Annotated in this window: 7 protein-coding genes; 1 reads left to right on the forward strand and 6 read right to left on the reverse strand. The window is 54.2% G+C overall.

Translation table 11 applies throughout. From position 1 onward, the window contains the following. Positions 1-4: 4 nt before the first annotated feature. From narH to CGL_RS05930, 3 genes are read right to left on the reverse strand one after another with little or no spacing between them, the layout of a single operon-like run. Positions 5-1,600, reverse strand: a complete 1,596-nt coding sequence (gene narH, locus CGL_RS05920; protein WP_011014186.1) for a nitrate reductase subunit beta — start codon at positions 1,598-1,600, stop codon at positions 5-7. Beyond that, positions 1,600-5,346, reverse strand: coding sequence for a nitrate reductase subunit alpha (locus CGL_RS05925; RefSeq protein ID WP_011014187.1), 3,747 nt, complete (start codon positions 5,344-5,346; stop codon positions 1,600-1,602). The genes narH and CGL_RS05925 overlap by 1 nt, the downstream gene beginning before the upstream one ends. A gap of 16 nt (positions 5,347-5,362) precedes the next feature. Further along, positions 5,363-6,700 carry a nitrate/nitrite transporter gene (locus CGL_RS05930; RefSeq protein ID WP_011014188.1) on the reverse strand — a complete coding sequence of 446 codons (1,338 nt, stop codon included), beginning with the start codon at positions 6,698-6,700 and terminating at the stop codon, positions 5,363-5,365. A 257-nt stretch (positions 6,701-6,957) separates the two neighbouring features. On the opposite strand from CGL_RS05930, the gene CGL_RS05935 reads away from it, so the two are divergent. Beyond that, on the forward strand, positions 6,958-7,446 hold the full coding sequence (locus CGL_RS05935; RefSeq protein ID WP_011014189.1) for a MogA/MoaB family molybdenum cofactor biosynthesis protein: 489 nt from the start codon (positions 6,958-6,960) through the stop codon (positions 7,444-7,446). A gap of 96 nt (positions 7,447-7,542) precedes the next feature. Here the strand turns inward: CGL_RS05935 and CGL_RS05940 are convergent, their stop codons facing one another. The 3 genes from CGL_RS05940 to CGL_RS05950 form a co-directional block, all read right to left on the reverse strand. Further along, positions 7,543-9,411: an acid phosphatase gene (locus CGL_RS05940; RefSeq protein ID WP_011265699.1), complete on the reverse strand. Its 1,869-nt coding sequence runs from the start codon at positions 9,409-9,411 to the stop codon at positions 7,543-7,545. Positions 9,412-9,656: 245 nt separating this feature from the next. Then, positions 9,657-10,667, reverse strand: coding sequence for a CNNM domain-containing protein (locus CGL_RS05945; protein ID WP_011014191.1), 1,011 nt, complete (start codon positions 10,665-10,667; stop codon positions 9,657-9,659). Positions 10,668-10,670: 3 nt separating this feature from the next. Then, positions 10,671-12,074, reverse strand: coding sequence for a hemolysin family protein (locus CGL_RS05950; RefSeq protein ID WP_011014192.1), 1,404 nt, complete (start codon positions 12,072-12,074; stop codon positions 10,671-10,673). Positions 12,075-12,108 lie beyond the last annotated feature (34 nt).

Consider the following 12,108-nt stretch of genomic DNA (forward strand, 5'->3'; position numbering starts at 1 on the left):
CCGCCTAGTCCTTCCTTGGTGGGAACATCGCAGCGGGGCGTTCGCCAACGTTCCACGAGGTCAGACTCACCTTGCCGCTGGGAGCTCCCGTGCCACAGGCCTCTGGAGCGCCTTCGCCCAAACCGATGTTGAGCTGCTCGGTGGCTCGGGCTGGATCGACATCGCCGAAAGGATCCAGGGAAGAAATTCCGCGCGGGGTCTCAGGGGAGGCGGTGGGGATGACATAGCGATCGTCATACTTGGCAATGGCCAGGATGCGATACATTTCCTGCACCACCTTGCCGGTCATTCCGACAGCCTCTGCGATTTCTTCCTGAGGTTCGCGGCCCAAACTGATATCGCGCATATATGATCGCATGGCGGCTAGGCGTCGGAGGGATTTTTCCACCGGCCTGGTATCACCGGCAGTGAACAATCCAGCCAGGTATTCCAGCGGGATGCGCATGGTGGACAGCGCGGTGAGCAGGATCTTGTGGTCTTCGCCGTCGTTGCCGGACGCGGTCACCTCATCAACGATGGGGCTTAGTGGCGGAATGTACCAAACCATCGGCAAGGTGCGGTATTCAGGGTGAAGCGGGAGGGCAACCTCGTATTTGAAGATGAGATCGTAAATTGGAGAGTTCTGCGCAGCTTCGAGCCAGGAGTGCGGGATGCCGTTGCGTTGGGCGTCGGCGATCACCTGTGGGTCGTGGGGATCTAGGAAGAGGGTCTTTTGGGCTTCGAAAAGATCCTTTTCGTCTGGCGTGGCGGCGACTTCAGCGACACGGTCGGCGTCGTAAAGCAAAACGCCCAAGTAGCGCAAGCGACCCACGCACGTCTCGGAGCACACGGTCGGCTGGCCGACCTCGAGGCGCGGATAGCACAGCGTACACTTTTCGGCCTTGCCCGATTTGTGATTGAAGTAGACCTTTTTGTAGGGGCAGCCGGAAACACACATGCGCCAGCCACGGCATTGATCCTGGTCAACCAGCACGATGCCGTCTTCGGCGCGTTTGTACATAGCACCGGATGGGCAGGAGGACACACAGGTGGGGTTGAGGCAGTGCTCGCAGATGCGGGGCAAATAGAACATGAAGGAATCTTCGATTTCTTTTTGCACCGTGAGGTTCATCTTCTCCAGGACGGGATCCTGATCAAGCGTGGTGGTGGATCCGCCCAGGTTGTCATCCCAGTTGGATGACCACTCAATTTTATCGATGGGACGGCCATCCAACTGACTGACCGGACGCGCAGTGGGCTGTGTTTTCTGACCCGCTGGCGCCGAGAGCAACTTGTCGTACTCATAGGTCCACGGCTCGTAGTAATCATCGATGGTGGGCAGCTTCGGGTTGTGGAAGATGGTCGCCAGCTTCTTCAACCGACCACCGGCCTTCGGCTTCAATTTGCCGGAGTTGGTGCGGACCCAACCGCCTTCCCACTTATCCTGATCCTCCCAGCCGCGGGGATAACCCACGCCCGGACGGGTTTCCACGTTGTTGAACCAAATGTATTCCGTACCTTGACGGTTGGTCCAGGCCTGCTTACACGTGACAGAACACGTGTGGCAGCCAATGCACTTATCCAAGTTCATGATCATTGCGATCTGAGCCATGACCTTCATTAGTACTGCACCTCCTGGGAGCGGCGACGAATTCTGGTGACCTCATCGCGGTTATTTCCGGTTGGGCCGATGTAGTTGAAGCCATAGGTTAAGTGGCCGTAGCCACCGGCAACATGGACCGGCTTAATCATGATTCGAGTAAGAGAGTTGTGAGTTCCGCCGCGCCTGCCAGACTTCTCGTTCAGCGGGGTGCCAGCGGTGCGTTCCTGCGCGTGGTTCATAAACACGGTGCCTTCAGGAATGCGGTGGGAGACAATCGCACGAGCAGAAACAACGCCGTTGCGGTTATAAGCCTCGATCCAATCGTTGTCAGCGATACCGAGTTTCTCTGCATCCTTGTTGGACATCCAGATCACCTGGCCGCCACGAGAAATAGAAAGCACATGCAGATTGTCGTAGTACTGCGAGTGAATCGACCACTTGTTGTGGGTGGTCAGATAACGCACGGTTACTTCTGGTTCGCCGTCGGTGCCTGTGACCGACTGGCCAGGGCCGACCTCACCATTGATGTGGATCTTGTCCAACGGTGGCCTAAAGATTGGCAACTGCTCGCCGTAATCAATAAACCAATCGTGGTCGAGGTAGTAGTGCATGCGACCAGACAGGGTGTGCCACGGCTTGTCGTATTCAATGTTGATGGAAAACGCGGTGTAGCGACGTCCGTCCTTCTTGGAACCAGTCCACTCCGGTGAGGTGATCACCTCGGCGGGACGTTCTTTGACCATGTCCCAATTGATGTGGGTACCTTCGTGGTCTGCAATCAGATCCATCATGTCGGTGCCCACGCGTGCACCCTGATTCTTGAAACCTTCGGCGGCAACCTCACCATTAGACACGCCACTTAAGTGCAGAATCATCTCAATGGCCTTGACTGCGGAATCAAGTCGGGGGCGTTCACCAGCAGACTCCGTGATGGAGGTGCCGTTGATCAGCGCCAGCTCCTCGGTTTGCTTGGTCACGTTAAACGCAGTGCCGTGGGTTCCGGTACCCGCTTTGGCGGTGAGTGGTCCCAAGTGTGTCCACTTTTCATACACCTTGGAGTAATCACGTTCCACCGGGATGATCTTGGCCATCGTCTTGCCAGGGATCAGCCCGACCTCATCAATATCTGGCACGATACCGCCAGGCATATTGAGCTCATCCGGGGAGTCATGGGCAATCGGTGCGGTGATCACATCGGTTTGGGTGCCCAACCAGGTTGCTGCCTGTGAGGAGAATTCTTTGGTGAGATCGTGGAAGACCTCCCAGTCAGTACGCGTCTCCCACGGTGGGTTGATCGCAGCATTGAACGAGTGGATGAAGGGGTGCATATCCGTGGTGGACAAATCATGCTTCTCATACCAGGTGGCTGCCGGCAGCACGATATCCGAGACCAAGGTGGTGGAAGTGTTGCGGAAATCCGTGGTCAGCATCAAATCGAGCTTTCCTTCCGGAGCCTCATCCCTCCACACAATGGAACTTGGACGATCCTCCGGCGCGTTTTCTTCAGCAGATGCATCAGAATCCACACCCAACATATGGCGCAAGAAAAACTCCGTGCCCTTAGCTGAAGAGCCCATTAGGTTTGTGCGCCAGTTAAGCAGAATGCGTGGCCAGTTTTCCGGTGCATCCGGATCCTCGCAGGCGAACTGCAAGTCACCATCGGTGAGCTGCTGAACAATATGGTCAGAAACAGACACGCCCTTTTCTTCCGCCTCCTGGCTCAAGATGAGGGGATTGCGGTTGAATTGCGGGAATGACGGCATCCATCCACGTTTCATGGATTCCACCAAGGTATCCGCCGTCATTTTGTCACCCACGGTGCCACGATTAGCCAGTGGGGAAGCCAGACGATTAGCACGAGTGTTGTCATACCTCCACTGATCCGTGGTGAGGTAGTAGAAACCAGTGGTGATCATCTGACGTGGTGGACGCTGCCAGTCTGTAGCAAAGGCATACTGTGCCCAACCATTCATTGGACGGAGTTTCTCCTGACCAACGTAGTGAGCCCAACCGCCACCGTTAACACCTTGGGTGCCACACATAGAGGTCAGCGCCAAGAATGTGCGATAAATAGAATCCGCATGGAAGTAGTGGTTCACACCAGCACCCATGATGATCTGGGAACGGCCCTTGGAATCATCAGCATTCTGAGCAAATTCCCGACCCAAACGAATCGCCTGATTAGCAGGAACACCCGTGAGCTCTTCCTGCCACGCAGGAGTACCCATGACTGGATCCTGGAAATCCTTAGGCCACTCACCAGGAAGGTTGAGCTCTTCGCGGTTCACACCGTAGTGTGCGAGCAACACATCAAAGACAGTGGTGTACTTTCGGCCATTCAACGTGATGGTGGGAACGCCCCGGCTGATGGTGCCAGCACCAATGGGGCCTTCTTGGGTGGCAGTTGCTGGGAGATCGAAGCGGGGGAAGAGGACTTCCGCAGTTTCGGTGTCAGTCTGTACATCTGCAATAGTCATCACTGGATCTACGCCGTCTAAGCGCAGATTCCACTTACCCATGCCTTCTTCACCCCAACGGTCCGCGACAGTGCCACCGGGATCTACAACTGAGCCATCTTTTTGCAGCACAAGGAGACGGTGGGTGGCATTTGGAGTGGCGGCAAGCGCTGGGGAGATATCAGCTGCGCGGTCTGCAGTGAGGAATTTACCTGGGGTGTAGGTGCCATCGCCGTGCTCATCTAATTCCACGAGGAAAGGAGAGTCCGTGTATTTGCGCATGTAGTCCATGAAGTACGGCGTCTTCTTGTCAACATGGAATTCCTTCAAGATCACATGGCCCATGGCAAAGGCGAGTGCGCCGTCAGTACCAGGGTGGATGCGTGCCCATTCATCAGCAAATTTGGTGGAGTCAGCGAAATCCGGGGAAACCACAACAACCTTGGTGCCCTTGTAGCGGGCTTCCACCATGAAGTGGGAGTCAGGCGTGCGGGTCACCGGAATGTTGGAACCCCACATCATGAGGTAGCTGGAGTTGTACCAGTCGCCAGATTCCGGAACGTCAGTTTGATCGCCGAAAGTTTGTGGTGATGCTGGTGGGAGGTCGGCGTACCAATCGTAGAAGGACAGCGCCACTCCGCCGATCATCTGCAAGAAGCGAGTACCAGCACCGTAAGACACCTGCGACATTGCGGGAATAACGGTGAATCCATGAATGCGGTCGGGGCCGTATTGGCGGATGGTGTACACATGGGCTGCCGCAGCAATCTCCATGGCTTCCTCATACTGAACGCGGATGAGGCCACCTTTGCCCCGCTGGGATACATATGCTTTGCGCTTTTCTGGGGTTTCTACAATGTCGCGCCACGCCAGCACCGGATCGCCCAGGCGTTCCTTGGCTTCGCGGTACATATCAACTAGCACGCCACGGATGTATGGGTAGCGGATGCGGGTTGGGGAGTAGGTGTACCAGGAAAATGATGCACCACGAGGGCAGCCACGTGGTTCATAGTCGGGCATATCCGCACCGGTAGTTGGGTAATCCACTGCCTGGGATTCCCAGGTGATCACACCGTCTTTTACATACACTTTCCACGAGCAGGAGCCCGTGCAGTTCACGCCATGTGTGGAGCGCACGACTTTATCGAAAGCCCATCGGTTGCGATAAAACACATCGGCTTGGCGTCCGCCCTGAAGGAAAATCTGCTGGCCTTCAGAACCGACGGTGCCTTTTCTTAGGAAACTGCCGAGCTTGAAGAGGGGGTTGATCTTTTCAGAAGACTTCCCAGAAGAAGTAGTTGTAGTCATGGATTGGCCTTTCGGTTTATCCCGGGAATGGAGCGTTCGGGCGGGCGTAGTAGATCCAGGTCAAAGCGGTGGCGATGATGAAGAACACCACGCAGCCCCAGAAGAACGCGACAGTTGGAGTGAAGGAGAGCAAGACACCGACAATGAAGGGGCCGAAGGCACCAATGGCACCGGTCCAGCCGATCACGCCACCTGCTTGGCGTTTAGGCAAAATCATGGGCATTTGTTTGAAGGTGCCAGCATTGCCCAGACCGGTGAAGAAGAACAGGGCAAGCATGGACCACAGGAATGGCCAGAAATCATCAGGTGTCTCCGCTCTGCTTAGGAAGATTGCGGCAGCTGCAGTGGCGATAGTCATTCCGATGCCACCGACAAAGGTCCAGATAGCTCCACCGAATCTGTCACACAGTGGACCCCATGCAGCACGCACCAAAGCACCAATCAAAGGTCCAAGAAACGCGAACGTAGCACCGGCGTGAAGCATCTCAGCTGGATAAGTCTCTGCCATCGGGGAAGCGATGCCGAAGTTGTTGTTGATGATCAGACCGAACTGCGCGGCGAAACCGGCGAAGGCACCGAATGTCATCAAGTAGATAATGGACAAAATCCATGTGTTCTTGTTGCCAAAGATATCGATCTGTTGCCGGAAATTTGCGGTGACTGGGACATCTTTAAGAAACAGGAAGGATAAAACGGCCGCGAGAATAGTCCACGGGACCAACACAATCGCAGCATTGTGCACAAACACCGTGGTGCCTTCAATGGTGCGCTGCGGGGTGAGGAAACCAATGCCCAGCAGACCGAAACCCATGACCCATGGGCCCATGAACTGAATTATCGAGACGCCGAGGTTGCCGATACCTGCCTGAATGCCCAGCGCAGTGCCCGATTTTGCCTTGGGGAAGAAGTATCCCGTGGACGGCATATATCCAGAGAACACGCCACCACCAATGCCAGTGAGTGCAGCGAGTGTGAGAAGCCACCAGTAGGGAGTGCTTGAATCTTGGACAGCCAGGAACCACCCAAACATGGGGATCAAAAATAGACCGGAGGAAATTCCGACCAATTTGCGGGTTCCAAGAATCGGTGGAAGGAACATGTAAATCAATCGGATTAATCCGCCGGCCAAACCGGGGATAGATGCGAGCCAATAAAGCTGACCTGCTGAGAGATCAAATCCAATTCGATTGAGTAGGGGAGCGATGGCAGAAACCAAATACCACACGCAGAACCCAATAATCATGGAGAAGGTGGTAATCCACAGGGTTCGCCATGCAATTTTCGAGTCCCAATGTTCAGGATCTTCTGGATCCCACCCTTGCAGAACAACGCCTTTGGTGTTGAGTTGTGTCACGTGATGCCTCTTCATGGTTACGCGGAAAGGCTTTCCGTCAAGCCCGCCCTATGGCTGTGATAAGTACTAAGATAACAGCTCTGACCTGCGCCCGCATGTTTTTCAACGGGGTTTTCCGTATTTAATTAGGCAACATATTTGTGTCGTAATTCACTTTATGCAGGTAAACGAATTTGTGCTTATATCAACATTCGTGATTCGGCAAAATTAATTAAACTGAAAAAGGGGATTAATTACCCCCACTTGAGGAGAAATTGATGCCCGCACAGAACAAAAACCTCCCAGGATCCGTCATCGTTGTGTCTGATCGGATTAAATCGGGAGAAAGAATTGATAAAGCAGGACCCGTAGCAGTAGACCTTCTTCAGGAATCAGGCGTGGAGATTTCCACATTCACCGTCGTGGAGGAGGGCTTTGAACCTGTCCATCAAGAATTGGTTAAGGCGTTGGCGCGCCGGGATCGCGTCATCATCACCATCGGCGGAACGGGCGTGGGGCCTAGAAATCGGACGCCGGAGGCCACAGAACCGCACATCGATACGCTACTGCCGGGTCTGATGACGCAGATTTTGTTCTCTGGACTGTCCAATACCGCGCAGGCGGGGTTATCTCGGGGGCTGGTGGGCTTGAGTGCTCGCGATTCCACGGCCGCGCTCATCGTCAACGCGCCGAGTTCTTCCGGGGGCGTGCGCGACGCGCTCGGGGTGGTCTGCCCGCTTTTCGGTTCCATTTTTGAGCGTCTTTAAAAGATTTTTGCTTATCGACGCCTCCCTCCACTTCAACAATGTTTAGGCGCGCAAAAACCCGACGGCGATAAAGCACGCCGTGGGGTTGGCGAAGGCTTAAAGGTCGAACATTTCCTTGATTGCTGGTGGGAAACCAAACTGGGTGAATGCACCGAAGATCAGTGCTGCAATGCCACCCAGGGCTGCCACGATGGCAAGAATTCCGCCAGCAGAAGAGCCAGTTTCCTTTACGTCATCAGAAGGTGCGCCTGTAGTAATCACGACAGAGCCGTTGTCGTAGCTCACCTGAGCGTCAACTGCGCCATCAACAATAACCTCATCAAATTCACCGGAAATTGATGCAGCATCGATCACGGTGACGTGGTTGGTGCCAACAGGAAGGGCAACGTGCAGAGTTCCTCCCAGGTTTGCGGTTCCATCCACGGTGACAGGCTGGGTGATCTTCAAGGTTGCACCATCGTTGATGGTGAGATCGCCTGCTCCCAGAGCTGACTCAGTTGCAGCAACCAAGGTGCCCGCGGTGATGGTGGTTCCACCGGTGTAGGAGTTGTCACCTGACAGGGTGAGTTCACCGGAACCGTTCTTGGTCAGGGATCCTGCGCCCTCGATGTCGTTTTGCCAGTTGTCTTTGGCGTTGTAGCCACCGTCGATGGCATTCATGGTGACGTCAACGTTGGTATCGAATGCACTGTAGCCAGCCTGGGCAGCGTAGAGGTTGAGACGGCCCCAACCTTCGGCATCATCAAGTACTGGGAAACCGGACTCGAGGCCAGTGGAATGTAGAACCCAACGGCGCTGTTCGTCATCAAGGTACGGAAGGCGGGTTTCCAGCAGAGCCTCAGCTCCCTTTGGCACGCGCATGTCTTGGGTGGTGTCGCCGGACTGCTCGAAGCCGAAGGTGAGGAAGTTGGTGTACTCGGCGAGTTGCTCATCAAAATCGCGAGTGTTGGTGGTGATGTCGCTCTGGTTACTGATCCATGCCTGAGCATCATCGAAGGCTTCAGCCTTCACCGAGTCGAGATTCGGATCATTAAGTGCACCTGCAGTAATCGCGGTGGATAGAACACGGCCGCCAATAACATCAAGCGGAGAGTGCATGCCCAGCTGGATGCGGCTTTCGCCGATTTCCGCTGCAGTCATGAGCAGTTTATCGTATTGCTGTGGGAAAGCGTAAGCCAGGCCGTTGGTTGCCATGCCGCCTGCGGAGGTGTGTCCGGAAGGGAAACCGCCATCGCTGGCAGCTTCGGATTCATCCTTGCGCAGTGGGTTTGCATACTCTGGCATGTCAACGCCCTCGCCCCAGGCTTCTGGTTCGATGGATTCAGTCCAGCGGTAGGGGCGTGGGTATTGGTAGTACGCCTTGGCATTGTTGCTGGTTGCGGCATGCTGACGGATAGCTTCAATTAGATCAACAGTGGATCCGAGTTCTCCACCGGTCTCTGCCCAATTGCCATTCACATTGCCGCCATCGTTGTACTTCACGGTGGTGGCATCAGCTGGAACAACGTCAGGGATGGTGGTGCCCACCTGTGCGGTCTCGCGGTAACTATCTGCGTATGCGCCAAGACCGTCGGTTGCGGTGTAGTTCTGGTTGCGGCGATCAATAACCCAAGCACGTTCTTGCTGAGCATCGGTCGCCTGCTGGGAGATTGCCACAGACTGTGCGATGTTGGAATCCAGCACGGTGGGGTCAACCTTGACGCCGGTGTTCCATTCTTCGCCTGGGGTCCACAGCTCAAGCATTTCCTCCAGTACGCCAACAGCTGCATTACTTGATGGATTCAGATCAGTGGAAACGTTGGTGTCCCATGCATCAACGTAGTAGCCGTAGCTGGCGGTATGTGGGGCGATGGCGGAGGCATCGAGAAGCGCTGGCTCCTGGGCGGACGCTGCGGGAACGGTGATGATCGTTGATGCCAGTGCGGTGCATAGGACGAGGCCAAGTGGCCGGGAAGAGGGGCGCATGATGTCTTTCAAAGTGAAGGGGTCCCACAGTGCCTGTTGAGTTTTTATGAAAAAAGCTGGCGCTGGGGCCACGAACTTAAAGGAGAGGGAGCCTTGAGAAAAGGGCCCGGCGGATTAAGTTAGGCTTCCCACGTGTCCATTAAGTTAACTTTGCAATACTTGTTAATTAACTTGTAAACATAGTTTTGTGGAGCGTGTTATTTCTCTTTAAAAACTTGTTGTACGTTCAGCGCACCTCAAATTAGCTACACCGATGCAGGCCACAGGTATTTCAAGATGTGATCCCAAGTTATTACACCAAGCACCGTTTTCCCATCAGCGGAAAGCACCGCACTGATCTGCTCGTTATGCTCCCGCATGTATTCCAGCGCTTGGTGTAACGTGTCGGTCTCAGCAACGGTGAGGATTGGGCGAGACCACTTCGAAGCCTTCTCGTCTGGCGAGGCACCAAGGGTGTCTCGCACATGAATGACGTGTGGGAAAAGGTGGGAGGGGGCGTCGATAAGCACACGCAAGCTGCCACTGCGCTGAGCTGCGGCTTGCACCTCAGCAACCGTGGCGCTGGCGCTGTGCGTAAATGGAGATGCGGTCAGGGTTTGACCGACCGTGATTTTATCCAGCTTGATAATTCCGCTGATTTGGGCGGCGGATTGCTGATCCAGAGCGCCAGTTTCTCGGGAATGCTCAATGAGGGCATGGAGGGTATCGGTGTCATAGCCACCAGCTGCAGCTCGATCAACGGGAGTTTCACCAACTTTGCGGACCAAATCGTTCGCCATTTTGTTGATCCACTGCAGCAATGGACGAAACAGGTTAATGAAGCCCCGTGCGGGAATCGCGATAGTTCGAAGTGCCGTCTCCGGATGCGCGATTGCCCAGGATTTCGGAGCCATTTCGCCGATGACCAAGTGCAGAAACGTTACGATAAACAGCGACAAAATAAACGCAATGACATCTGCCATAACCAGCGGTATACGCGCCCATTCGAAGAGCGGCATCAAAGCATAATGAACCCACGGCTTCGTGATAGCACCCAACGCGAAAGTCACCATGGTGATTCCCAACTGCGCGCCCGCGAGCATGAGAGTAAGTTCATTGAGGCTTCGCAACGCAGCGCGGGAAGACCGCGAGGTTTCCACAGTCTCCTCTAACCGGTTCCGCCTAGCTGCAAGCAAAGCGAACTCAATGATGACGAAAAACGCAGACAGCGCGATGAGTAGAATAGTGGCGGGTAAAACGACATACCATTCAGTCATGGCTTAGCGATTCTCCTTCGGAGCGGGGTGATTGTCTGGGTGGTCTTCGAGCAGAGCGAGCGCCAGTTTTACAGGCACGTTTCGCTCTACCTCTAAAACAGTGATGCGCAAAATACGCTGCGTAGGGGAGGTGTTGTTCAGGTAATCCTCTGGCTCAAAATCCAGAGGTATTTCTATGACATCCCCAGTCTTTAGAAGGGCATTCGCATGGTCAAAGAGCAGTCCAGAAATCGTCTCGTAATCGCCTTCAGGTAGCTCGTACCCGATGGCGCGCTCAACCTCGTCAAGAGGGGTATCGCCATCAATTAGCCATTTGTCAGGGCTCGTTTCCGTAATATCTTCAGAGCTGAAAACATCGTGCTCATCGTTGATATCGCCGAGGACTTCCTCAGCTAAATCTTCTAATGTCACAATGCCAATGAATCCACCGTATTCATCAATCACGCAAGCAAGCCTGTCTTCACGATTGTGCAGTTCGGTCACCACGTCAGGCAAAGACATAAACTCTGGAACGATCACAGGCTGATGCATGAACTCAGTGACTTTCGCGGAATCTGAAATTTCGGCGCCGTGAATATCGGTTCCAAGAATATCAATCAGATTGATCACCCCAATGGGCACATGGTTGTCATCGATGATGGGGTAACGCGTATGCGCTTTCCTCATGAGGGCCTTAACCTCAGCGATGGTTGTCTCCGGATCAACCACACCCACACGCGAACGCGGAATCATTGCATGACCCACATCATGCGACGGGAAATCCAACAATCGATCAAGCGACAAAGACATCGAATTATTTAAAACGCCACTATCCCTAGATGACGCCACAATATGCGGAAGGTCTTGTGCAGTGGCAGACGAATCAACATCTTCCACCGGCTCTATTCGAAAGAGTCGAAGCAATGCGTTGGATGCAAAATCAAAGAATGTGATCAACCAACCAGCGAGTTTCAAATACCACGTGGTCGAAGGCGCAAGCGCCAGCGCAGACTTCAACGGCGTGGCAAGGGTGTAGTTCTTAGGGAAGAGTTCACCAAAAATCATTTGGACAACCGTGGAGATCGCTAGCGCCAACACAGTGCCCACAGAGATTGACACCGCAGCGGGAACCCCCACCCCTCCTAGCAGAACACCTAACGCGTTACCCACCAGAGGTTCGGCCACAAAACCCACCAAAAGTCCGGTGACGGTGATACCCAATTGCGCACCAGAAAGCATAAAGGATGTGCGCTTAGTGATGCTGAGAGCGCGACGAGCCTTCTTATCTCCAGAGTCAGCGAGAGCTCGCAGCTCATTTCGATCAACGGACATGTAGGCAAATTCCTGAGCCACAAAATATCCGTTGAGGACGATGATCACCCCAATGACCACCAAACCAGCAATTAAAGACAAAACAGCTGTTAACAAGATTCCACCTGCCTCAACACAAATAGATTAGTGT

This window comes from Corynebacterium glutamicum ATCC 13032, from assembly GCF_000011325.1.
In the GTDB taxonomy this organism is placed as follows: domain Bacteria; phylum Actinomycetota; class Actinomycetes; order Mycobacteriales; family Mycobacteriaceae; genus Corynebacterium; species Corynebacterium glutamicum.